This is a genomic window from Brachybacterium massiliense (assembly GCF_900184245.1).
Taxonomy (GTDB): domain Bacteria; phylum Actinomycetota; class Actinomycetes; order Actinomycetales; family Dermabacteraceae; genus Brachybacterium; species Brachybacterium massiliense.
In genome coordinates this window covers 366,566-390,823 of the sequence record NZ_FXXB01000006.1, presented here as the reverse complement: position 1 = coordinate 390,823, position 24,258 = coordinate 366,566, and the positions used below count along the sequence as shown (strand labels likewise).

General features: G+C 69.8%; 20 protein-coding genes. 17 read left to right on the top strand and 3 right to left on the bottom strand.

Annotation, left to right across the window (positions count from 1 at the left end; all coding sequences use genetic code 11):
* Positions 1 to 186: 186 nt before the first annotated feature.
* The 3 genes from BN4251_RS06340 to BN4251_RS06330 all read left to right on the top strand — a co-directional run bounded on the left by BN4251_RS06340 (position 187) and on the right by BN4251_RS06330 (position 2,749).
* Positions 187 to 513: a plasmid stabilization protein gene (locus BN4251_RS06340; protein WP_087484267.1), complete on the top strand. Its 327-nt coding sequence runs from the start codon at positions 187 to 189 to the stop codon at positions 511 to 513.
* 218 nt (positions 514 to 731) lie between these two features.
* Positions 732 to 2,126 carry a TerC family protein gene (locus tag BN4251_RS06335; RefSeq protein ID WP_170931853.1) on the top strand — a complete coding sequence of 465 codons (1,395 nt, stop codon included), beginning with the start codon at positions 732 to 734 and terminating at the stop codon, positions 2,124 to 2,126.
* A 47-nt stretch (positions 2,127 to 2,173) separates the two neighbouring features.
* Complete coding sequence (locus tag BN4251_RS06330) at positions 2,174 to 2,749, top strand: VOC family protein (RefSeq protein ID WP_245810226.1); 576 nt, start codon at positions 2,174 to 2,176, stop codon at positions 2,747 to 2,749.
* On the opposite strand, the gene BN4251_RS06325 is transcribed toward BN4251_RS06330, so the two are convergent.
* Positions 2,739 to 3,470: a lysoplasmalogenase family protein gene (locus tag BN4251_RS06325; RefSeq protein WP_212647591.1), complete on the bottom strand. Its 732-nt coding sequence runs from the start codon at positions 3,468 to 3,470 to the stop codon at positions 2,739 to 2,741. The two genes, BN4251_RS06330 and BN4251_RS06325, sit on opposite strands and share 11 nt — an antisense overlap.
* A 76-nt stretch (positions 3,471 to 3,546) precedes the next feature.
* On the opposite strand from BN4251_RS06325, the gene BN4251_RS06320 reads away from it, so the two are divergent.
* From BN4251_RS06320 to BN4251_RS06295, 6 genes are all read left to right on the top strand, one after another.
* Complete coding sequence (locus tag BN4251_RS06320) at positions 3,547 to 4,458, top strand: macrolide 2'-phosphotransferase (RefSeq protein ID WP_087484264.1); 912 nt, start codon at positions 3,547 to 3,549, stop codon at positions 4,456 to 4,458.
* 294 nt (positions 4,459 to 4,752) lie between these two features.
* Entirely contained in the window at positions 4,753 to 5,652 is a 900-nt protein-coding gene (locus BN4251_RS06315; RefSeq protein ID WP_087484263.1) for a transglycosylase family protein, read from the top strand.
* Between the two features lie 670 nt (positions 5,653 to 6,322).
* Entirely contained in the window at positions 6,323 to 7,495 is a 1,173-nt protein-coding gene (locus BN4251_RS06310; protein ID WP_087484262.1) for a Gfo/Idh/MocA family protein, read from the top strand.
* A 124-nt stretch (positions 7,496 to 7,619) separates the two neighbouring features.
* Complete coding sequence (locus BN4251_RS06305; RefSeq protein ID WP_087484261.1) at positions 7,620 to 8,468, top strand: sugar phosphate isomerase/epimerase family protein; 849 nt, start codon at positions 7,620 to 7,622, stop codon at positions 8,466 to 8,468.
* Positions 8,469 to 8,740: 272 nt separating this feature from the next.
* Entirely contained in the window at positions 8,741 to 9,553 is an 813-nt protein-coding gene (locus BN4251_RS06300; RefSeq protein WP_087484260.1) for a SurA N-terminal domain-containing protein, read from the top strand.
* 74 nt (positions 9,554 to 9,627) lie between these two features.
* Entirely contained in the window at positions 9,628 to 9,948 is a 321-nt protein-coding gene (locus BN4251_RS06295; RefSeq protein WP_087484259.1) for a putative quinol monooxygenase, read from the top strand.
* A gap of 74 nt (positions 9,949 to 10,022) precedes the next feature.
* Here the strand turns inward: BN4251_RS06295 and BN4251_RS06290 are convergent, their stop codons facing one another.
* Complete coding sequence (locus BN4251_RS06290; RefSeq protein WP_087484258.1) at positions 10,023 to 11,090, bottom strand: tellurite resistance/C4-dicarboxylate transporter family protein; 1,068 nt, start codon at positions 11,088 to 11,090, stop codon at positions 10,023 to 10,025.
* Between the two features lie 169 nt (positions 11,091 to 11,259).
* Between BN4251_RS06290 and BN4251_RS06285 the strand changes: the two genes are divergently transcribed.
* The 8 genes from BN4251_RS06285 to BN4251_RS06250 all read left to right on the top strand — a co-directional run bounded on the left by BN4251_RS06285 (position 11,260) and on the right by BN4251_RS06250 (position 22,168).
* A complete protein-coding gene (locus BN4251_RS06285) occupies positions 11,260 to 12,711 on the top strand; it encodes an MDR family MFS transporter (protein WP_087484257.1) in 1,452 nt (483 codons plus the stop codon).
* 167 nt (positions 12,712 to 12,878) lie between these two features.
* Positions 12,879 to 14,117: an acyl-CoA dehydrogenase family protein gene (locus BN4251_RS06280; RefSeq protein ID WP_087484256.1), complete on the top strand. Its 1,239-nt coding sequence runs from the start codon at positions 12,879 to 12,881 to the stop codon at positions 14,115 to 14,117.
* Positions 14,118 to 14,373: 256 nt separating this feature from the next.
* Positions 14,374 to 16,611: a choline BCCT transporter BetT gene (gene betT / locus BN4251_RS06275; RefSeq protein WP_087484255.1), complete on the top strand. Its 2,238-nt coding sequence runs from the start codon at positions 14,374 to 14,376 to the stop codon at positions 16,609 to 16,611.
* A complete protein-coding gene (locus tag BN4251_RS06270; RefSeq protein WP_087484254.1) occupies positions 16,604 to 18,088 on the top strand; it encodes an aldehyde dehydrogenase family protein in 1,485 nt (494 codons plus the stop codon). The genes betT and BN4251_RS06270 overlap by 8 nt, the downstream gene beginning before the upstream one ends.
* Before the next feature lie 89 nt (positions 18,089 to 18,177).
* Complete coding sequence (locus BN4251_RS06265) at positions 18,178 to 19,770, top strand: GMC family oxidoreductase (protein WP_087484253.1); 1,593 nt, start codon at positions 18,178 to 18,180, stop codon at positions 19,768 to 19,770.
* 153 nt (positions 19,771 to 19,923) lie between these two features.
* Positions 19,924 to 20,682, top strand: a complete 759-nt coding sequence (locus BN4251_RS06260) for a helix-turn-helix transcriptional regulator (RefSeq protein WP_087484252.1) — start codon at positions 19,924 to 19,926, stop codon at positions 20,680 to 20,682.
* A 103-nt stretch (positions 20,683 to 20,785) separates the two neighbouring features.
* The gene (locus BN4251_RS06255) at positions 20,786 to 21,583 is read left to right on the top strand and encodes a VOC family protein (RefSeq protein ID WP_087484251.1); all 798 of its coding nucleotides are present in this window, start codon (positions 20,786 to 20,788) and stop codon (positions 21,581 to 21,583) included.
* A 93-nt stretch (positions 21,584 to 21,676) separates the two neighbouring features.
* Positions 21,677 to 22,168, top strand: a complete 492-nt coding sequence (locus tag BN4251_RS06250) for a flavin reductase family protein (protein ID WP_087484250.1) — start codon at positions 21,677 to 21,679, stop codon at positions 22,166 to 22,168.
* A gap of 86 nt (positions 22,169 to 22,254) precedes the next feature.
* On the opposite strand, the gene BN4251_RS06245 is transcribed toward BN4251_RS06250, so the two are convergent.
* On the bottom strand, positions 22,255 to 24,258 hold the full coding sequence (locus tag BN4251_RS06245; protein ID WP_087484249.1) for a TRAP transporter permease: 2,004 nt from the start codon (positions 24,256 to 24,258) through the stop codon (positions 22,255 to 22,257).

Genomic DNA, 24,258 nt, shown 5'->3' with positions numbered 1-24,258 from the left:
GGCCTCCCCCGGAGGCTCGGCCGTCGGCCGTCGGCCGTCGACCGTCGACCGTCGGCCGTCGAGCTGCCCCCGCCCACTCGACCGTTCGGTCCCGCACCTCGACCCGGCGCGGCACCTGGCCCAGGATGGCCGGACAGGGACGGCGCTCCCGCCGCCCCGGTGCCGACGAGAACCGCAGGAGCGAACATGCCCAGGGCCTGGAGCGAGAAGCGCGAGCGCCAGTACGAGCACATCAAGGACAGCCAGCTCGAACGCGGCAGCTCGCAGGACGAGGCGGAGGAGATCGCCGCCCGCACCGTGAACAAGACCCGCGCCCAGGAGGGCGAGTCCGACGAGGCCAGCCGCACCTCCACCGAGGACAGGTCACCCTCCGAGCGCGGCGGCGAGCGCTCCCACTCCGGCGCGCAGGGCCGCACCAAGGAGCAGCTCTACCAGGACGCGAAGCGCCACGGGATCGAAGGACGCTCCGACATGGACAAGGAGGAGCTGAAGGACGCGGTGGAGGACCGCTGAGCCGCCGGGAGTGGGACGTGAGGCCGGTTGCACCGGCCGGTGAGCCCTTCACCTCTCTCATGGCCCGCATGTAGACTCCCTGACGGCAACGGGGGAGTATCCGTCACGCTGCGCACGTCACCACGAGGACTGACGATGGTCCTCCGGGCGCAGTGGCCGGTCGCAGGTCGACCGGTGGAGAGACCCGGGTCCACTCCGCGACCCAGGAAAGCAGAATCGTGACCGTCTCCCCCTTGATCTGGGCCCTCACCATCGTGGGCGTCCTCGGCCTGCTGGCCTTCGACTACTTCTTCCATGTGCGCAAGGCGCACATCCCCACCATCCGTGAAGCGGCGATCTGGTCCGCCATCTACGTGGGCATCGCACTGCTGTTCGGCGTGGGCGTGCTCGTGTTCGGCGGCGGTGCGATGGGCGGCGAGTACTTCGCCGGCTATGTCACCGAGAAGGCGCTGAGCGTCGACAACCTCTTCGTGTTCCTCGTGATCATGGCGACCTTCGCCGTGCCGCGCGAGGACCAGCAGAAGGTCCTCCTGTTCGGCATCACCTTCGCGATCATCGCCCGCTCGGGCATGATCGCGATCGGCGCCGTCGCCATCGAGAAGCTGTCCTTCACCTTCTACTTCTTCGGCGCAATCCTGCTGTTCACCGCGGTGAAGATGATCATCGACGAGTTCAAGGACGACTCCCCGGAGGACGAGGAGAAGGAGGGCTTCTTCGTCCGCGTGGTCAAGCGGTTCCTCCCCGCGACTGATGAGTACGACGGCGACAAGCTGTTCACCATCGAGAACGGCAAGCGCGTCCTGACCCCGATGCTGCTGGTCATGATCGCGATCGGCGCGACCGATCTGCTGTTCGCCCTCGACTCGATCCCGGCGATCTTCGGCCTCACCCAGAACACCTACATCGTCTTCACCGCGACCGTGTTCTCGCTGCTGGGACTGCGCCAGCTGTACTTCCTGATCGACGGTCTGCTGGACCGCCTGGTGTACCTCTCCTACGGCCTGTCGCTGATCCTCGCGTTCATCGGTGTGAAGCTCGTCTTCCATGCCCTGCACGAGAACGAGCTGGGCTTCATCAACGGCGGCGAGCCCGTCCACGCCGTCCCGGAGATCACCACCGCGTTCTCGCTGACGGTGATCATCACGGTCCTCACCATCACGGTGATCGCCTCGCTGATCTCGCCCAAGGGCCGTGCCCAGGCCACGGTCAACAACGCCCACCGCGAGGCGCAGGCCTACATCGAGATGACGTATGCGGACTTCGAGCAGCGTCGCGATGCGACCTACGACCGCATGATCGCGAACGAGAAGATCGTGGACAGCCTCCCGGCGAAGTACGAGGACATAGTCGTCGCGGAGAAGAACGTGCGCGAGCTGCTGGCGGATGCGCACCGGATCCACGACCGCCGCGTCGAGTTCAACGAGCGCGGCGAGCGCTCCGACGAGCAGCCGGAGGGCCTCGAGGTCACCCGCGCCGACGGCTCGGTCGCGACCGATCCCAGCGGCAACGTCATCACGGTCGCCGAGGAGGAGCAGGCCCTCGCCGCGAAGGAGGCCAAGCGTCTCGAGCGCGAGCAGGCCCGCGCGGATCACGCGGCCTCGCGCAAGCGCTGACCTCCCCCGCCTGACGCACAGCGCCCCTCGGTTCGCCGAGGGGCGCTGTGTCGTCTCCGCCCGAGAGGTTCCTGCCGAAGTTCCTGGACGGTACGGGACCGGAGGAGGAGGATCGCCGTATGACGACGGTGAGGACATGTCTCTGGTTCGACGGCGGAGTCGATGAGGCCGCCGACTTCTACGTCTCCCTGCTGCCCGGTGCCCGGGTGCTCGAGCGCATGCCGTACACGCCCGTGCCGGACTCCCCCGCGGGCCCGCCGGCCGACGGCGGATCGCTCGTGGTGGTGATCGAGCTCGGCGGCGCCCAGTACACGCTGCTGAACGGCGGCCCGCACTTCCCGCAGTCCGAGGCGGTCTCGATCGAGCTGATCGTCGAGGACCAGGCCGAGGTGGATCGCCTGTGGGACGCGATCGTGGGCCACGGCGGCGAGGAGTCGCAGTGCGGCTGGTGCCGTGACCGGTGGGGCGTCAGCTGGCAGATCGTGCCCCGGCGCCTGTACGAGCTGTTGGGTGAGTCCCCGGCGGTGGCCGCCGCGGTGACCGCGGAGATGTACACGCAGCGCAGGCTCGACGTGACGCGCCTGGAGGCCGCCGCGCAGTCCGCCCGGCCCGTCAGCCCCTGAGCGAGGGCGCCTCCCCGCTGGCGCGGACCTGCCGGTGCACGGCGAGGATCAGCATCGTCTGCGCGGCGAGGTAGGTGAGCATCACCCAGAAGCCGTGCCCCGGCAGCGTGAGCACGCCGAAGCTGTTCAGTGCGATCAGCGCATCGGAGAGCACGAACACCGCCGCACCGATGCCCGCGAGGGCCCCGAGCCCGGTGGCGAGCACCGCCATCAGGGCGATCACCGCGGCGTACACGGCGACCGCCGGCAGCAGCGTCCCCGCCGCGGGCGCGCACAGCACCACGATCACCCCCGCGACGGCCAGGTAGATCAGGGCCAGGCCGGGACGCCGCAGCAGCGACCTGTCTCGGAAGGGCCAGAAGGCTGCCGCGTAGAGGCACTGGGCGATCAGGAAGCCGCCCAGCATCGCCAGGAAGCCCGCCTCCCCCGCCAGCAGCCTCGGCACGGAGTCGCCCAGCCAGGAGAAGCCCAGGCCCAGCAGCATCAGGCGCACGAGGCGCGGCCGCGGGGAGGCGGTGGCGAGCACGAGCGCCGCGGCCAGCAGCGGCATCAGCAGCACCTGGGTGAGATCGGCCAGGCCCTTCAGCCCCAGCAGCTGGGTGCCGAGGTGCGCTCCGGAGATCGCCAGGAACCCGGCCGACGCGGCGGAGAGCGCACGTGCCGGCGCCGCCCGCATCGGGGCCCCGTCGCGCACGGCTCGCTCCCGCCCGCTCCCTCGCATGCACGGAGACTACGCGGTGGAGATCGCGGGAGGAATTCCCTGGCCGGGGCCGGGGCGGCGATGGCACACTGCCCGCATGCCCGAGACGCAGCCGCCGCAGGATGCCGCCGACCTGCTCGCCCTGGCCCGGGACCACGGTCTCGAGCTCGAGGCCTCGAGCCTGCGCACCGAGGAGATGGGCCTGGACTTCCGGGTGGCGTTCGGGAGGGGATCGGACGGGCAGCAGTGGGTGCTGCGCATCCCGCGCCGTGCCGATGTGCTCTCCCGCGCCGACATCGAGGGCCGTCTGCTCGAGCTGGTGCGCCCGAGGCTGGATGTGGCGGTGCCCGACTGGAGGATCTCCTCGCCCTCCCTGATCGCCTATCCGCTGCTGCCCGGCGTGCCCGGGCTGAGCCTCGAGGCGGACGGCACCGTCACCTGGCGCCTCGACATCGCCTCGCTCGAGTACGCGGACTCGCTCGGGCAGGTGGTCGCCCAGCTGCACGGCATCGACTCCTCCGACGCCGCGACCACCGGCATCGAGGTCCGCTCCCCCGCGCAGGTGCGGGAGGCCTGGCGACAGGACCTGGAGCGGGTCTGCGCGGAGTTCGAGGTCGCGCCCGCTCTGCGGGAGCGCTGGCAGGCCTGGATCGCGGAGGACAGCTACTGGCCGCAGCACAGCGTGCTCACCCATGGAGAGATCTACCCGGCGCACACCCTCCTCGAGGGCGAGAGGATCTCGGCGCTGCTGGACTGGACCACCGCGGCCGTCGGGGATCCCGCGAGGGATCTGGTGTTCCATCAGGCCAGCGCGCCGCCGGCTGCGTTCGAGCGAGTGCTCGAGGTCTACGCTCTCGGCGGTGGCAGGCCGTGGCCGCGCCTCGCGGAGCACTGCGCGGAGATGTTCTCCGCCTCTCCCCTGGCCTATGGCCTGTTCGCGCTCGAGACGGGCGAGGCCGAGCACCGGGAGGCCGCGGCCGCCGGGCTGAACCCCGATCAGGAGTCCTGACTCACTGTCCGTGACCGCCATCGTGATGTTGCCGTGACATGGCAGACACCGTGAGGGTCACGTCTCCCTAAGTCCTCGCCTCCGCGGTGACACCGCGTCATCGCCGGTCATGGCGCCGTCCGCGCCTGCGGCGGGTCCCATGGCCGCTGCATGACGAGGTCAAGTCTTCCCCACAGGCACGCCGGGGGCTTGCGTCGCCGGGGAGGGCTCCCCCTACGGTGGCCGACGTCCAGAACGCGGACGCCGCATCCGGCGGCTCCGCGCACCCCGCGAGAGATGTGAGAGGACGTGTTCATGTCCCAGCACAGCACGCACGCCCGCAGGACCCCCAAGATCTCCCCGCTGCGCCGTGGCCTGACCCGCACCGCAGTGACCCTGGCCGGAGGGGCCGTCGTGGCCACCGGCATGCTCGCCACCGGCACCGCGGCGAACGCCGCCGGAGGCTGGGACGAGGTCGCCCAGTGCGAGGCCAGCGGCGACTGGTCCATCAACACCGGCAACGGCTACTACGGCGGCCTGCAGTTCTCGCAGTCCTCGTGGGAGGCCGCAGGCGGCCTGCAGTACGCCGAGCGCGCGGACCTCGCCTCCAAGAGCCAGCAGATCGCCGCGGGCGAGAAGCTCCTGGAGATGCAGGGCCCGGGCGCCTGGCCCAACTGCGGCGTCCACCTCACCGGCGGCGCGGACACCAGCGGCGCCCCCGAGGGCGAGCAGTCCCAGGACGAGGGCGAGCAGGAGCAGGGCGAGGGCGAGCAGGAGCAGGGCGAGCAGCAGGAGCAGCAGCCCCGTGAGGACGACGGCGCCACCCGCGACGAGCAGCGTGAGCAGCCGGCGGGGCAGCCGCAGGAGCAGCAGGACAGCAGCGGCGGCTCCGAGCCCTCGAACGCCCCGGCCGGCGAGCCCGGCTCGAAGGCGACCGGCGACCTCTCGGTGGCCGGCACCCTCGAGGTAGACGGGAAGATGGGTCCCAAGACGGTCACCGCCCTCCAGGACTGGCTGGGCGTGGAGCAGACCGGCGAGATGGACGAGGCGACCACCCTCGCCCTCCAGAAGTGGGCGAACACCGGCCAGGACGGCGTGATCGGCGAGGACACCGTGGCCGGCCTGCAGCATGAGATCGGCGCCGAGCAGAACGGCTCCGAGAAGATCGACGAGGACACCGTGGAGGTCCTGCAGACCTTCCTGAACCTCTACTGATCTCCTACGGCGCACAGCGCCGCCCCGTGATCGCCGCGGCGCGATCACGCCTGGATCCCGACGGCCGGGCCACCCTGAGCGGTGGCCCGGCCGTCGGCCGTCCAGCGGGCACAGCCTCAGTTCCGCACGATGGCGACAACAAGCAGTTCTGGACGCTCATCGCACCATGAGAGCCGAGGTGGCGTAGGACTCATCCGCATGTGGGGTCGCCCTCGCAGCTGACAGCGCGCCCACCAAGTAGTACCATTTTCTACGACACGGCACCGACACTGCAACTGTTGGCAACAAGACCTCCTGGCGGAGCTCCATCACCAGACTCAGGGCACTCGCCGGCGCCCGTTCCCGCACCTCGCCCGGCACGTCGGAGCACCACGCGCGGACCGACCCCACGTTCAACGCTCCGGCAGTCTCAACGATGAGTCCCGAGGAGCACGATGAGCACCACCCACGCGGCAGTACCCGAGCAGAAGAAGGCCGTGCGCCCCTTCTGCTTCCGGGACGAGATCGGCTACCAGTCCGGCACCGGCACGATCGCCCAGACCGACGAGGTCCTCGAGGGCATCTACAACCCCAGCGCCCGGCCGCCAGCCCCTCACCTGCACCTCTGCTCATCCTCCGCGACACTCGACCGGGTGCCGCCCCATAGAACGCCCCACAGAACGGAGACACCATGTCGGAGAAGAACGTCCGCCTCGGAATCATCGGGCTCGGCGCCCAGGGCGGCATGTACGCCGGCCTGCTCGCCGACGGCAAGGTGGCCGGGATGACGCTCGGCGCGATCGCCGACGTCGACCCCGCCAAGCAGGAGCTCGCCGCGCAGAAGCACGCGGGGGTCCCCTTCTACGACGACTACCTCGCGATGCTGGACTCCGGGGACGTGGACGCCGTGGTCACCACCGTGCCGCACTATCTGCACCCGGAGATGACGATCGCCGCGATCGGCAAGGGCATCCACACCCTCACCGAGAAGCCGGCCGGCGTCTACACCAAGCAGGTGCAGGAGATGAACGACTTCGCGGCCGCTCATCCCGAGACCACCTTCGCGATCATGTTCAACCAGCGCACCAACCCGGTCTACACCGATCTCAAGGCGCTGATCTCCTCGGGCGAGCTCGGGAAGCTGCGCCACACCTCCTGGATCATCACCACCTGGTGGCGTCCGCAGGCCTACTACGACCAGTCGGCCTGGCGTGCGACCTGGGGCGGCGAGGGCGGCGGCGTCCTGGTCAACCAGGCCCCGCATCAGCTGGACCTGTGGCAGTGGTTGTGCGGGGCGCCGAAGAAGGTCTTCGCGAAGCTGGCCTTCGGGTTCCAGCGCGACATCGCCACCGAGGACGAGGTCAACGCCGTGGTGGACTTCGGCGACGGTGCGACCGGCAGCTTCATCACCTCCACCAACGACATCATCGGCACCGACCGCCTGGAGATGCTCTTCGACCAGGGCAAGATCGTGGTGGAGGACTCCAAGAAGGTCACCATCACGCGGCTCACGCAGGACGAGCGCAGCCTCAGCGACGGCATGTCCGCCGAGGACGTGGGCCGCCTGTTCATGGGCCAGATCGACACCTCCGAGCTGTTCACCACCGAGGTCAAGGAGTACGAGTCGGCCTGGGGCCAGCAGCACATCGACGTCCTGACCAACTTCGCCGCCCACCTCAACGACGGCACCGCGCTGATCGCCGACGGCGCCGAGGGCATCAACGGCGTGCGCCTGGCCTCGGGAATGCAGCTGTCGGCCTGGACCGGCCGTGAGATCGACCTGGTCGACTATCCGGCCGACGAGCACCTCGTCGAGCTCAACCGGCGCATCGAGGAGGAGGGGAAGTTCCCCGCCCGCTCCTGAGGCGACGCCGGCCGGGCAGGTGCTCCCGAGCGTCGGCCCGACCTCTCCCGCCCGCTCCCTTTCCCTCTCACCACTCTCACCGGCGCCCTTTCGCGCCGCTCACTCGACTCGAAGGAGACTCACCATGGCCGTCGTCGGACTCCAGCTCATGATGCTCAAGGACCGGATCAACGAGAAGGGCATGTACGAGGTGCTGCGCGAGGTGCGCGAGCTCGACATCGACTCCGTCGAGGTCTCCCAGGTGGAGATGACCGACGAGCTCATCGACGACCTCGTGCGCGGCAAGGCCGACTTCGGCGTCGAGACCGCGGCGATGAGCGCCTCGATCGCTCCCGGCGGCAACGGCTTCGCGCTCGAGACCGAGTTCGACCGTGCCGTCGAGGCATGCCGGAAGACCGGCTCCCGCTTCCTGCGCATCGGCATGATGCCCTTCACCGCGATGACCTCGAAGGCCGCCACCGAGGAGTGGGCGGCGTCGGTCGAGCCCTACGCGGCCCGTCTCGCAGAGCAGGGCATCAGGCTGTGCTACCACAACCACCACGTGGACCTGATCCAGTTCGAGGGCGAGCGGATCTTCGACATCGTGCGCCGGGTCGCCCCGTCGCTGCTGTTCGAGGTGGACCTGCACTGGGTCCAGCGCGGCGGGATGGCCCCGCTGGACATGCTCGAGGCCTACGCCGGCGCCTGCAAGCTGATCCACGTCAAGGACTTCCGCGTCGCCCCGATGCCGGCCGACGCGGTGGCGAGATTAGAGGCGAAGGAGCTGGATACGAAGGACTTCTACGGCATCTTCCTCTCCCTCGCCCAGTTCGCGGAGGTGGGCCAGGGCAACATGAACTGGCCCGCGCTGCTGCCCGCTGCGGAGAAGGCCGGCGCGGAGTACTTCCTCATCGAGCAGGACGACACCTACGGCCGCGATCCGATCGACTGCATCCGCGAGTCCCGCGAGTACCTGAAGTCCATCGGGTACTGACCGCAGCAGGACGGGCGCGATGGGAGCCGTCCACGACGGGCCGATGGTGAGGTCCACTGACACTATCGCCAGCAGACCTCGCCATCGGCCCGACTGTGCCATCAGGGGCGGAACGGAAGGCTCACGGTGAGCCATGTCTCCACGGAGAGGCCGCCTCCGGGCCGGCGTCTCCCCCGCGCACAGGCTTTCTGACCGCCGCCTGGGCATCTGTGCAACACGGTTCCAGGTTTCGGGGCGTACCGTCGCTCGCGCCAACGATCTCAGGAGGCACAGTGAAGGTTCCCAGCAGCCGAGCGCTCCGGCGCACCCTCGCCGCAGTCACGCTCACCGCAGGGCTCGCCCTGACCGGGTGCAGCGGCGATCAGGCCGCCCCCTCGGGCGGCAGCGACGGCGGCGGCCAGCCGCCCGCGGCCAGCGACGGAGGCGGTGCCCCCGCTGCTGCGGGCGGGGAGGGCGGCGCGCAGCAGGCCCCGGAAGCGGATGTCTCCGACGTCCCGGACGTGGTGGCCACCGTCAACGGCGAGGACATCACCAAGGACGAGTTCGTGCCCATCTACGAGAGCCAGTTCCAGCAGATGGCGATGCAGCAGCAGACCACCGGCGAGCAGCCCGACCAGGCCGACCTCAAGGGCCAGGTGGCCCAGCAGCTGGTGGACAACGAGCTGCTGCTGCAGGGCGCGAAGGACGCGGGCATCGAGGCGACCGACGAGGACATCGACGCCACCCTCGAGGAGGTCGCCTCGCAGAACGGCCTGGGCTCGGCCGACGAGGTCGTCTCCTCGCTCGAGCAGCAGGGCATGAGTGCGGAGGAGATCCGTGAGGACGCCGCCTCCCAGTTCGCCCTGACCGCGTACATCGAGCAGGAGGCGGACATCGCCGAGCCCACCGAGGAGGAGCTGAAGCAGCAGTACGAGCAGCTCACCGCGCAGCAGTCGCGGGCCGGTGGCGACACCTCGCAGATCCCGCCCTTCGAGGAGGTCAAAGAGCAGCTGGCCCAGCAGGCCGTCACCCAGCAGCAGAACGAGGCGGCCACCACCCTCGCCGCCGAGCTGCGTGAGGCCGGGGACGTCACGATCAATCTCTGATCCCTGCCCTCACGGCCGATCACGCTGACGAGCTGGCAAGCTGGTCCCACCCCGATCTCTGAAAGGACGCGACGATGATCCTCATCAACGTGAAGTTCCCTGTGAAGCCCGAGTTCGCCGACCAGTGGCCCGAGCTGTCCCGCGAGTTCACCGAGACCACCCTCGAAGAGCCCGGCAACCTGTGGTTCGAGTGGTCGCGCAGCGTGAAGGACCCGAACACCTACGTGCTGATCGAGGCGTTCACCGACGAGGGCGCGGGCCCGCACGTGAACTCCCCGCACTTCAGGAAGATGCAGGAGGAGTTCCCGCAGTACCTCTCGGCGACCCCGCAGATCATCTCCCACCAGATCGACAGCGACGGCTGGGGCCCGATGGGAGAGATCACCGTCGAGTGAGCCTGCCGCCGGGCCGCCGTCGGAGGGCTCAGCCTCCGCAGCGGTCCGGCCGGCTGCGCGCCCGCCCGTGGAGCTCAGGCACGGCGCGTTCCCCGCGCTCCGCGCACCAGCGTGGCCACCAGCCCGCTGAACACCGCGAGCCAGGCGAGCACGGCGATGACCAGACCGGCCACGCCGATCCCCGCCACCAGCGGCAGATGCTCCACCGTCCCCAGCCGCAGCGAGGCCACCGCGAACATCCCCAGCGGGAACACCATCGACCACAGCGTGGGCACGTAGCGCAGCGGAACGCGATGGATCAGATGGCGCCACACCCCCGCGCCGAGCAGCAGCGGGTACTGCCACAGGGCGAAGCACCAGAAGAGCACCACGGTCCCGCCGATCAGCCCACGGGAGGCCTCCACCATCGGCACCGGCGCCATGGCGTAGATCCCGGCGCCCGCGACTACCGAGATCGCCAGCGCCCCCATCGCCACCCAGTAGGTGGGCTCGAACTGCTGCGGGGTGATGCCGTGATGGACGACGCGCAGGATCACCAGCACCGCGATGCCCACGTACAGGATCGCCCCCACCGACCAGGACAGCACGGTCAGCAGCCCGAGCACCGCGGCGAAGCCGGGCGAGGCGGGCTCGAGCCCGGACAGCCCCACGGCGAGGGACTGCGAGGCGACCGACCAGATGAACCAGCTGCCGTTGGTGCGTGCCAGGATCGGTTCTCCGTCGCGGGCCATCAGCACCTGCCAGGGCAGCACGTACCCGAGCACGATCCAGATCGCGGCGCCGATCCCGAGCAGCACGGCCGAGAGCAGTCCGAGACCCACCTCCTGGAGGCCGACGGCGAGCACGCTGCACGCGGCGACGACGGTGAAGTATCCGAAGGCGATCTCGGGGTTCTTCGCGTCGGAGCGCACCCGCTCGCGATGCCGCAGCCACCGCACGCCGTAGAGCACGGCCAGAACCGCCGCCTCAAGAGTGGCGAGCACCAGCAGCGCGAGCGCCGCGGCGTCGGCCCCGACGCCGCGCAGTCCGATCGAGACGATCCCGGTCGCCATGACGAGCGCGAAGTAGCCCGGAGCGAGACCTGCCACCGCCGCGTCGGCACGGGCGGGGAGCGTCGGGGCGGTCACGGTCGAGGAGGGCACTCCCCCATTGTGCCGAGCCCGACGCGCAGGGGCAGACGCCGAGACATGGATCCCACCCCCATGTCCTTGCACCCAGTGCAACTTCGCACCTAGCCTCGTACGGGCGACATCCGCCGCATACCCGACGGGGCAGGGCCCGGCGAGGATCGAGACAGGAGGGGATCCGACCATGGGCCGCACGCATGAGGGCGCTTCAGGAGCGCACGGCGCCTCCCAGCCGGCGGTGAACCCGAACCTGGTGATGATGGTGCTGCTCGGCGGCGCCTTCGTGATCATCCTGAACCAGACCCTGCTGAACACCGCCCTGCCGGCCTTCATGGACGACTTCGGCATCTCGGCGAACACCGCGCAGTGGGTGACCACGCTGTTCATGCTGGTCAACGGCATCATGATCCCGGCCACTGCGTATCTGATCCAGAAGTTCAGCACCCGCACGATGTTCTTCGCGGCGATGGGGATCTTCGCACTGGGCACCGTCATCTGCGCCGCGGCGCCGGTCTATGCGGTGCTGCTGCTGGGCCGCATCGTGCAGGCCGCCAGCGGCGGCATGATCATGCCGCTGATGCAGACGATCCTGTTCGCGATCTTCCCCATCCATAAGCGCGGCACCGCGATGGGCACCTTCGGGCTGGTGATCTCCTTCGCCCCCGCGATCGGGCCGACGCTCTCGGGCTTCGTCGTGGATCACTGGTCCTGGCGGGTGCTGTTCGTGATGATGCTGCCGATCGCGCTCGGCGCGCTCGCCTTCGCGTACTTCACGCTCAAGAACGTCACCGAGCAGACGAACCCCCACCTGGATCTGCTCTCGCTGATCCTGTCCACCTTCGCCTTCGGCGGGCTGCTGTTCGGGTTCAGCAACGCCGGCAACGTGGGCTGGATCAGTCCGCAGGTGCTCGTCCCGCTCGGCGTGGGCGTGGTGACGCTGGTGTGGTTCGTGCATCGCCAGCTGAGCCTGGCCGATCCGCTGCTCGAGCTGCGGGTGCTGGGCAACCGCATGTTCACGCTCGGCACGGTGCTGGGCATGCTGGTGTTCATGGCCATGATCGGTGGGATGCTGATGATCCCGCTGTTCATGCAGAACATGAGCGACTTCACCGCTCTCGAGTCCGGCCTGGTGCTGCTGCCGGGTGCGGTGATCATGGGGCTGATGTCCCCGGTGACCGGCCGGATCTTCGACCGCTTCGGTGCGCGGGCGCTCGCGGTGATCGGCTTCGCGCTGCTGACCGTGACCACCCTGCTGCTGGCTCGGCTGAGCCCGGAGACCACCTTCGCGTACATCGCGATCGTCAACGCGGTGCGGATGCTGGGCACGGCGATGGTGATCATGCCGGTGACCACCGCTGCGCTGAACCAGCTCTCCGGGCGGATGATCCCCCACGGTGCCGCGGTGAACAACACGATGCGCCAGGTCGCGGCGTCCGTCGGCACCGGCGTGCTGGTGACGGTCATGACCGCCGCCGCCCTCGATCCCCAGGAGTACGGCGTGACCGGGGCGATCCATGGCGTGAACGTGGCCTTCCTCGTGGCCGCCGGGATCTCCGCGCTCGGGCTGCTCGGCGCCTGCTTCCTGCGCGGCTCGCGGCCGCTGCCGCCGGAGCCTGAGCCGGAGAACGAGGCCTGAGAGCGCTCAGCGCCCCTCTCGACGCCGTTCTCGGCGGCCCCTCCGCGTGACCCTCCATCACGCCCCGGGTCGCCGGACGACGCCGTGCGACTGAGCCCTGGCGCCTGACCGGACGCAGCTCCTAGCGTCGGCAACCACGCACCATGTGGGACGACGAAAGGACAACCATGACCACGCTCGCCGAGCTCCGTGCTCGCTTCTCCCCCGTTCTCGAGACCATCGCCGCCGGCGCCCTGGACCGGGAGCGTGAGCGCTCCCTGCCGGTCGAGGCGGTGCGCGCCCTGGCCGAGGCCGGGTTCGGGACCCTCCGGGTGCCGGTCGAGGCTGGCGGCCTGGGCGCCACGTTCCCGCAGCTCGCCGCGCTCCTGGTGGATCTCGCCGCGGCCGATTCGAACCTCCCCCAGATCTGGCGCGGCCACATCGCCTTCGTCGAGGACCTGCTGGTCTCCCCGCACGCAGATTTCCGCGACCGCTGGCTGGAGCGGATCGCGGGCGGGGCCGTGATCGGGAACGCGTGGTCGGAGATCGGCAGCGTGGAGCGCGGCACCTTCGGCACGAAGATCACCGTCGAGGGTGATCGTGCCCAGGTGAGCGGGAAGAAGTTCTACACCACCGGATCCCTCTTCGCCGACTTCTCGGACACCCTGGTGGAGGCGGCCGACGGAAGCCAGCACATCGCCGTGGTGCCGCTGGTGCAGCCCGGGGTGACCCGCAGCGATGACTGGGACGGGTTCGGGCAGAAGCTCACCGGGACCGGCACGATCGTGTACGAGCGCGCCGAGCTCGAGGCACGCGACGTCATCCCCTTCACCGATCGCTTCGGCTACCAGACGGCCGTGTACCAGCTGGTGCTCGTGGCGGTGCACGCCGGGATCGCGGCGGCTGTGCTGGAGGATACGACCGCGGCGGTCGCCGCCCGCACCCGCACCTACAGCCACGGCAACGCCGACCGGGTTCGCGAGGACCCCCAGATCCTGCAGATCCTGGGCGAGATCTCCGCGGTCGCCGCAACCTCGGCAGCGCTCGTGGAGCAGGTCGCAGGATCGATCGAGGCCGCCGTGGCGGCCACCCGCCGGGGCTCCGAGGAGGCGCGCGCCGCGGCCGTCGAGGCGGAGCTCGCCTCCGGCCGCGCGCAGATCATCACCACACGACTGGTCCCCGAGGCGGCCACACGCCTGTTCGACACGCTCGGCGCCTCGGCCGTGCGCGAGGGCTCGGCGCTGGACCGGCACTGGCGCAACGCCCGCACCGTCGCCTCCCACAACCCGTGGGTGTACAAGGCCCGCGAGATCGGCGCCTTCGAGGTCAACGGCACCCTGCCGGGCTTCCAGTGGTCGATCGGGACGGTCACGGCGCCGTCCGGTGAGGAGCGCGCAGAGTCCGCGCCGGTGCCCGTCGGCGCCTGAGGGAACGGGCGGCGCCGCGGCCGAGCGACGGCGCCGCCCATGGCACCCCTGCGCCCCGCCCCCGTCCCGGATCCGCGGGCGAATGCCACATCGGTCACTTACTTAGCCATCTGGTTGGATCGACTGGCTGTCGGACAATATGGTCATCTGCGGCGCCTGGCCCGAGCACCCCTCGAGCCCTCGGCGCTTCTCCCGTCGCCGGGCAGAGCGGCCCGTGCGGCCAGCGGCGCCCGGTCCCCCGACCGAAAGGACCGAGATGGCTGAGGCCGCGATCCCTCGCCCCACAGATCCCTCCGACGGCGGGAGGGATCCCGGAGCAACGGGCGGCGCAACCCCCGGCGGCGGTGCCACCGCGGCCCGCACGCACTCCGCGGTCAACTGGCCGGTGTTCATCGGCACCTCGGTGATCATCGTGGCCTTCGTGCTGTTCGCCGCGATCTGGCCGGGCACGGCCGAGACGGTCATCTTCGGCTCGATGGACTGGGTGGCCACCAACTTCGGGTGGTACTACGTGCTGACCGCCACGATCGTGGTGGTGTTCGTGCTGATCGTCGCCTTCTCCAAGGTGGGCGGCACGAAGCTGGGCCCGGATCATTCCCTGCCCAAGTACAACCTGTTCACCTGGGCGGCGATGCTGTTCGCCGCCGGCATCGGTGTGGACCTGATGTTCTTCGGGATCTCCGGGCCTGCCTCGAACGTGCTGACCCCGCCGGACGCCCCGGCTGGTTCAGACGAGGCGGCCCGGATGGCCGTGATCTGGACGATCTTCCACTACGGCATCCCCGGCTGGGCGATGTACGCGCTGATGGGCATGGCCTTCGGCCTGTTCGCCTATCGCTACCACCTGCCGCTGTCGATCCGCTCCGCCCTGGCTCCGATCTTCGGTCGCCGCATCCATGGCGCCGTGGGCCATGCAGCGGAGATCGGCGCGACGATCGGCACGATCTTCGGCATCTCGGTGTCGCTCGGCATCGGCGTGGTGTTCCTGAACTACGGGCTCTCCTCGCTGTTCGGGGTCCCCAACTCGATCTCGGTGCAGATCGCCCTGATGGCCCTGGCGGTGTTCATCACCGTGCTGTCCACCGTCTCCGGCGTGGACAAGGGCATCCGCCGCCTCTCCGAGCTCAACGTGGTGCTGGCCCTGACGCTGATGCTGTGGGTGCTCTTCTCCGGCCAGACCCACCAGCTGCTCAACGCCCTGGTGCAGAACATCGGCGACTTCTTCTCCCGGTTCCCCGGGATGATGATGAACACCTTCGCCTACACCGACGGCGCCGCGGACCTCGGCTACCCCGCCTCGCAGTGGATGGCGGACTGGACCCTGTTCTTCTGGGCCTGGTGGATCGCCTGGGCACCCTTCGTGAGCCTGTTCCTCGCGCGCATCTCCCGCGGCCGCACCCTGCGCCAGTTCGTGGTGGGCGTGCTGCTGATCCCCTTCGCCTTCATCCTGCTGTGGGTGTCGATCTTCGGCAACGCGGCGCTGAGCTTCTTCGATGACGAGAAGTTCCTGGACCTGGCGGTGAACCTGCCCGAATCCGGGTTCTTCAACCTGCTCGAGCAGTACCCGGGCGCGACCTTCACCGTGGCGCTGGCCGTGATCACGGGCCTGTTCTTCTACGTCACCTCCGCGGACTCCGGCTCGCTGGTGATGGCGAACATGACCTCGAAGTCCTCGACCACCGACTCCGACGGCGCGCCCTGGCTGCGCATCGTGTGGGCCGTGATCACCGGTGCGCTGACCCTGGTGATGCTGTTCATCGACGGCGTGTACACGCTGCAGGCGGCCACCGTGATGGTGGGTCTGCCGCTGTCGATCCTGGTGTACCTGGTGATGTTCAGCCTCTGGAAGGTGCTGCGCACCGAGAGCATGAACCTCGCCGCCCGCCAGGCCGCCCTGCCGGGGCTGCTGAACAGCCGGGTGCTGGGCGCCGACGGCGGCGAGCGCGGCTCCTGGCGCAAGCGCCTGCAGCACCGCATGTCCTATGCGAGCGCCGAGCAGGCCACGACGTTCATCGAGACCGTCGCCACCCCCGCGGTGGAGGAGGTCGCCGCCGAGCTCAAGGGGCTCGGGGCCGATGTCTCCTGCGATCGCGGCGAGCATCCCGACAGCGGGATCCCCTTCGTGGACCTCGTCGTCTCCTTCCCCGAGTCCGAGGACTTCAAGTACCAGACCTACCCCGTGGCCTACTCGACCCCGAGCTTCGCCACCAACCTCGCCGCGGTGCGGGACACCTTCTACCGGGTCGAGATCTTCTCGATCCTCGGCTCCCGCGGCCGCGACATCATGGGATACACAAAGGAGCAGGTCATCGCGGATGTCCTGGACGCCTACGACGCGCACATCATGTACCTCACGATGAGCACCGACATCGGCACCGCGACGGGCACGATCGCCGTCACGGCGCCGGACACCTGGGACGACACCGACCAGGTCGAGGCTCCCGCGAGCCTCGAGACCTCCAGCACGCCCGACACGAAGGAGCGCCATGACTGACACCATCGCCACCCTGTTCATCGACGGGCAGTGGGTGCCCTCCTCCTCGGGCGCAACCCGCACCGTCACCTGCCCCGCGGACCAGTCCGAGGTGGGCGTGGTCTCCGAGGCCACCGCCGAGGACGTCGAGCGCGCGATCCTCGCGGCCCGTCGGGCCTTCGACGAAGGTCTCTGGGCCGACAAGCCCGCCTCCGAGCGCGGCGACTTCCTGCTGCGCGTGGCAGACGCCCTCCAGGAGCGCAAGGACGAGTTCGCCCGCGCCGAGGCCCTCGACACCGGCAAGCGCCTGGTCGAGGCCGAGGGCGACATGGACGACATCACCTCGTGCTTCCGCTACTTCGGCAAGATCGCCGATCAGAACCCCGGCCGCCTGGTCGATGCGGGGGACGCCAGCGTCATCTCGCGCGTGGTGCACGAGCCGATCGGCGTGTGCGGCATGATCACCCCCTGGAACTTCCCGCTGCTGCAGGCCGCGTGGAAGATCGCCCCGGCGCTCGCGGCGGGCAACTCCTTCGTGATCAAGCCGGCCGAGCTCACCCCGCACACCACGATCCTGATCATGGATGTGCTGGACTCGCTGGGTCTGCCCGCCGGGGTCGCGAACCTCGTGCTGGGCGACGGCGGCGTGGTGGGCGCTCCGCTGTCCTCCCACCCCGAGATCGACCTGGTCTCCTTCACCGGCGGCCTGGTCACCGGGCGCAAGATCGCCGAGGCCGCCGCGCACGGCATCAAGAAGGTCGCGCTCGAGCTGGGCGGCAAGAACCCCAACGTGGTCTTCGCCGACGCCGACTACGAGGCGGCGCTCGACAATGCGCTCAACGCCGGCTTCCTCGACTCGGGCCTGGTCTGCTCGGCCGGCACGCGGCTGATCGTGCACGAGTCGATCGCCGAGCGGTTCGTGGACGAACTGGTCGCCCGCGCGGAGGGCATCGTGATGGGCGGTCCGCTGGATCCGAAGGCCGAGACCGGCCCGCTGGTCTCCAAGGAGCATCGCGACAAGGTCACCGACTACGTCGAGCGGGGCGTCGCCGCCGGGGCGCGGCTGCGCACGGGTGGGCACTGGGGCGGCCCCGAGCACGAGCAGGGCTTCTTCTACGCGCCGACGGTGCTGGATCAGTGCACCGCGGACAACCCCGCCGTGATCGAGGAGGGCTTCGGCCCGGTGATCACGGTGGAGACCTTCTCCACCGAGCAGGAGGCGATCGCGATCGCCAACGACACCGAGTACGGCCTGGCCGGCGCGGTGTGGACCTCGGACGCCGGCACCGCGCAGCGCGTCTCGCGGCGCCTGCGCCACGGCACCATCTGGATCAACGACTACCACCCCTACCTGCCGCAGGCGGAGTGGGGCGGCTACAAGATGTCCGGCGTCGGCCGGGAGCTGGGTCCCTCCGGTCTCGAGGAGTACACCGAGACCAAGCACATCTACCACAACACCGAACCGGCCGTCTCCGGCTGGTTCCCGCGCAAGGACTGATCCCGCGCGGTCCCGGAGCGTCCCGCCGCACGCCTCGGCGGGGCGCTCCCTCCCCCGTTCCATCCCTTCATCGACAGGAAGCAGCTGACATGTCCGCACAGGACCTCACGTCCGAGAACCCCGTCTCCGAGTTCGACTACATCGTCGTCGGCGGCGGCTCCGCCGGTGCCGTGCTCGCCTCGCGCCTGAGCGAGGACCCCTCCGTCGAGGTGGCCCTGCTCGAAGCCGGGCCCTCCGATCTCGAGCACCAGGAGGTGCTGCAGCTCAAGCGCTGGCCCGAGCTGTTGGAGTCCGGTCTGGACTGGGACTACCCGATCGAGCCGCAGGAGAACGGCAACTCCTTCATGCGTCACTCGCGTGCGAAGGTGCTGGGCGGCTGCTCCTCCCACAACTCCTGCATCGCCTTCCACCCGCCGGCCGAGGACATGGACCTGTGGGAGCAGCTCGGCGCCGAGGGCTGGAACGCCGAGACGATCATGCCGCTGATCTCCCGTCTCGAGACCAACATGGATCGCACCGGCGAGGGCCACGGCACCGACGGCCCGGTGCACCTGATGGACGTGCCCGCCGAGGACCCGGTGGGCGTGGCGATCCTGGACGCCTGCGAGCAGGCCGGTATCCCGCGCGCGCGGTTCAACGACTTCGAGACCGTGGTCAACGGTGCGAACTGGTTCCAGGTCAACCGCCAGGCCGACGGCACCCGCGCCTCCTCCTCGGTGTCCTACCTGCACCCGCACCTCGAGCGGGAGAACCTGCACGTGCTGACCGGCCTGCAGGTGATGCGGGTGCTCTTCGACCAGGAGCAGCGGGCCACGGGCGTGGAGTACATCGACAACGCCTTCGACCGTTCCTCGCTCATGCACGCGCGCCGCGAGGTGATCCTCTCCGCCGGGGCGATCGACTCGCCGAAGCTGCTGATGCTCTCCGGCATCGGCCCGGCCGAGCACCTGCGCGAGGTCGGTGTCGAGGTGCGGGTCGACTCCCCCGGCGTCGGCTCGAACCTGCAGGACCACCCTGAGGCGGTCATCTCCTGGGAGTCCACGCAGACGATGACCCGCGAGTCCACCCAGTGGTGGGAGATCGGGATCTTCTCCCCCACCGAGGAGGGTCTGGATCTGCCGGACCTGATGATGCACTACGGCTCGGTGCCCTTCGACATGCACACCCGCCGTCACGGCTATCCCACCTCGCCGGAGTCCTTCGCGCTGACCCCGAACATCACCCACGCCCGCTCGCGCGGCACGGTGCGGCTGCGCACGATGGACTACCGCGACAAGCCGCGTGTGGATCCGCGCTACTTCACCGACGAGGAGGGCCATGACATGCGCGTGGCCGTCGCCGGGATCCGCCGGGCACGCGAGATCGTCGCGCAGTCCGCGATGGACGAGTTCCGCGGCCGGGAGCTGTTCCCGGGCGAGGACGTCCAGACCGACGAGGAGATCGCCGAGTACGTCGCCAAGACCCACAACACCGTCTACCACCCGGCCGGCTCGGTGCGGATGGGCGCGGCGGACGACGAGATGTCGCCGCTGGATCCGCAGCTGCGGGTCAAGGGCGTGACGGGCCTGCGCGTGGTCGACGCCTCGGTGATGCCGCAGCTGGTCGCGGTGAACCCGAACATCACCACGATGCTGATCGGCGAGCGCGCCGCGGAGCTGATCCGCGCCGAGCACAGCGCCTGACCGCGCCCCCTCCCCGGAGGGCTCGGTCCACGAACGGGCGGTCCCGCACCTCGGTGCGGGGCCGCCCGTCTCTCGTGCGCGCTGCTGCTGCACTGCTGCGGCGCAGAGCTGGACTCTGGTGCGCTGTCCGCACCGTTCCCTACACTCGAGTGCGTGACTGCGCTCACATCGACGCCCGTGCCCACGCTCTCCGAGGCCTCCTTCGCCTCCGTGATCGACCTCGCCCGCACGCACACGGCAACCCTCAGCGTGGGCGATCTCGCCGAGCACGCCGGCTACAGCCCCTTCCACTTCTCCCGCGCCTTCCGCACGCACATGGGCATCGGCCCGGGCCAGTACCTCACGGCCCTCAGGATCGATGCGGCCAAGCGCCTGCTGCTCGCCGAGGATGATCCGGTGATCGACGTGGCCATGGCGGTGGGCTTCGACTCGGTCTCGAGCTTCAGCCGCCGCTTCCGCGCCACCGTCGGGGTCGCTCCGGGCCAGCTGCGCCGCCTCGCCGAGCGCGTCAGCGCCCGGCCACCGCGGCCGTTCACGCTCCTGCCGCCGCATCCCGAGCACGTGCGGGTGCATCTGGAGCTCCCCGCCGGCGCCGAGACGCGCGGTGACGCGTCGATCTGGGTGGGCTGGTACCCGCATCCGGCACCGATCGGCCTGCCCCGGGCCGGGGCGCTGCTGAGCGGGCAGCCCGTCGCGGACCTGCCGCTCTGCCCTGGGGCGCCGTTCCTGCTGGGCTTCGCGGTGCCCGCCCACGCGGACCCCGAGGACATGCTCGTGCCCACCGCGCCGCTGGTCGCCGTCCACCCCGCGCCGCTGACCGCACCGGCCGAGCTCACCCTGCACCTGCGCGCCGCGCCCGGTGCGGGCCGTCCCCCGCTGCTGTCCGCGCTGCCCGTCCTCTGCCGCAGCTGACCGGCTCCGCCTCCAGGCTGCGCAGGATCGGACATCGATCGCCGAGCCTGCGCGCCTAGCGTGGAGGCACACCGGGCCCACGGCCCCGACCCCAGGAGGAACGATGACCCGCACCACCGGCACCAGCACCTGGCTCGACCTCGGCGTCCATGACCTCGAGGCGGCGAAGACCTTCTACACGGGACTGTTCGGCTGGTCCTTCGAGGACCTCGGCGAGCAGTTCAACCACTACCACCTGATCCGCAACGACGGCGCCCTGGTGGGCGGGGCGATGTCGATCGCAGGCATGACCTGCCCGGAGGGGAAGGAGCTCACTGCCGAATGGGGCGTGCACCTCAGCGTGGACGACATCGATGCCCGTTCGACGAAGGCCCTCGAGAACGGCGGCACCGTGGTGATGCCCGCCCACGACATCGGCGATTGGGGACGCAACGCGCTGATCCTGGATTCCACCGGCGCACTGATCAGCATGTGGCAGCCGAACCAGCTCGAGGGCTATGACTTCACCGGCGTCCCGGGCTCCCCCGTCTGGTTCGAGCTGATGACCCTGCGCTATGACGAGGCCTCCGCGTTCTACACCGCGGTGTTCGACGCCCAGCTGGTCCCGCTCACCGAGCCGATGGACTCCGACGACTTCCGCTACGCCACCAACGGCCCCGGAGAATCCGCCAGCTGGGGCATCGGCGATGCGACCGGGGTGATGCCCGAGGAAGCCACCGGCTGGCGCCTCTACCTCGGTGTCGGCTCGAGCGAAGCGGCGCTCGCCAGGGTGCGGAAGCTCGGCGGGACGGTGCTCGATGGACCGGTGGACTCCCCCTTCGGCCGGATCGCCACGATCGCAGATCCGGAGGGCGCGACCTTCCAGATCAGCGCGATGGAGGAAGCGGTGCCGGAGGGGTGAGCACGCCCCGCCTGTGACGGCGGATGACGCCGCGAGTCCGCGATGCGTCATCCGCCGTGCGCCTGCTGCCGCTCACGGCCTACAGTGCGAAGCATGCTGACCGACATCGCCCTCCGCGAGGCGTTCTCCCACTTCCCTCAAGGTGTGGTCCTGGTCGCCGCCGAGATCGACGGCGTGCGCCACGGACTGCTCGCCTCCACCTTCACCGTGGGCGTGTCCCTGGACCCGCCGCTGGTCTCGGTCGCGGTCCAGCACACCTCGCAGACCTGGCCCGTGCTGCGTGAGCACGGCCGGCTCGGAGTGAGCGTGCTGGGCCTCGAGCAGGCGCACCTGGCCCGCCAGCTCGCCTCGAAGGATCGCGACCGGCGCTTCGAGGGCGTGGATCTCCACATCGACGAGGCCGGTGCGCTGACCCTCGGCTCCACCCCGGCCTGGATGACGGTGCAGGTGCACGACCAGGTGCGCGCCGGCGATCACGACATCGCTCTGCTCGAGGTGCTCTCGATCGGCAGCCGGCCGGAGGCAGAGGCGATGGTGTTCCACCGCAGCGAGTTCAAGGAGCTGGTGCAGTGCCGCGCCTCATGAGCGCCTGAGCACCGCATGCAAGCACGAGGAGGGGCTGCCGTCGAGTGACGGCAGCCCCTCCTCGTGGTCGGTCGCCTCCGCAGCGCTCAGGCGGTGGCGGGAGCGGTGCCGGCCCGGTCCCGGTTCCGACGGCGGCGGATGAGCTGGAGAGCGATCACCAGCGCGGCGAGCACCATGCCCGCGAGCGAGACGGGTATCGAGGGATAGACCATCAGCACGCCGCCCACGATCAGCAGCGTGCGCTCGAGCGTGGTCGTGTTCCCGAACAGGTAGCCCGCGAGCCCGGCGGCGATCGCGACCATGCCCAGGATCACCGTCACCAGCGCCGGGATCATCTCCGTGACCGTGCCGGCGAGCAGCAGCGAGGGCTCGAGCACGAACACGAAGGGCACCAGGAAGCCGGCGATCGCGAGCCTCAGAGCGGTCACACCCGTCTTCAGCGGGTTGGAGCCGGCGATGCCGGATCCCGCGTACGCCGCCAGGCACACCGGCGGGGTGACATCGGCGAGGATCCCGAAGAAGAACACGAACATGTGCGCCGCGATCACCGGGACATCGAAGTTGTTGATCAGGATCGGCGCCGCCACGGTGGCGGTGACCACGTAGTTCGCGGTGGTGGGCAGGCCCATGCCCAGGATCAGGCAGACGATCATGGTCAGCAGCAGCACCAGCAGGAAGTTGCCCTGCGCGATGCCGATGACCGCGTTGCCGAGCCGCCCGCCCAGCCCCGTGCCGGTCACGGTGCCGGCCACGATCCCGGCGGTCGCACACGCCGCGATCACCGGCAGCGCGGTGCGGGCACCGGCCTCGAGGGTCAGCACGATTCCCTTGGGGGACAGGCGGGTGGACTTGCGCAGGAAGCTCAGCGCGAAGGCCACGGCCACGCCCCACAGCGCCGCACGCGCCGGGGAGAAGCCCGAGAGCATCATCGTCACGATGATCACCAGCGGTGCGAGCAGGTCCAGCCGCGCCAGGATCGACGTCCAGCCGGGCAGCTGATCCTTCGGCATGCCCGCGATCTTCATGCGCTTCGCCTCGAAGTGCACCGAGACGAACACGCCCAGGAAGTAGAGCACCGCCGGGATGATCCCGATGATGATGATCTCGTTGTAGGGGATCCCCGTGTACTCGGCCATGATGAACGCCGCCGCGCCCATGATCGGCGGCATGATCTGCCCACCGGTGGAGGCGGTCGCCTCGGCGGCCCCGGCGAAGTGGGACCGGAAACCGGCCTTCTTCATCAGCGGGATCGTGAAGGAGCCCGAGGCGACGGTGTTGGCCACCGAGGAGCCGGAGATCATGCCCTGCAGGCCGGAGGCGGCGACCGCGGCCTTCGCCGGGCCGCCGGTGAAACGACCCGTGAGGCGGAAGGCGAGGTCGTTGAACAGGGCGCCGATGTTGGTGCGGATCAGCACCACCGCGAACAGCAGGAACAGGAAGATGAAGGTCGAGGAGACCTGGATCGGGGTGCCGAAGATCCCGGCGCGCGAGGTGAAGTACGTGCCGGTCGCGTAGTTCTGCCAGGACTGGCCCACGATCAGCGTGGAGTACCCGATCGCGGCCAGGGCGATCAGCACGATCGGCAGGCCCACGCAGCGCCGGGTCGCCTCGAGCGTGAGGGCGATGCCCAGGGTCGCGACCACGTAGTCGATCGTGTCGAAGCCCATGATCTGCACGAAGTTGCTGGTCAGGTGCGAGTACCGCACCACGATGTACAGGTTCACCGACAGCGCGACCAGGGACAGCACCACATCCCACCAGGGGATGCCAGCCTTGCCGCCGCGCCGCTCGACCCGCTTGCCGGCGGGGTAGAGCAGGAAGATGATCGAGCTCGCGGCGCCCAGATGGATCGCACCCTGGATCAGCGAGGGCCGCGACCCGAAGATGCCGGTGTACAGATGGAAGACGGTCAGTGCGACCGACAGCCCGCCCACCAGCCATGCCCACCAGCCCAGGTTCGTGCGGAACCGGCTGGAGGTGTCGTGCTCGCGCAGCAGCTCCTCGGCCTTCGCCTCGGCCTCATGCTGCGCTTCCTGATCGACCTCGAGCGCTGAGACCTGCGGAGTGTCCTCGTGGTCCTTGGCGCTCAT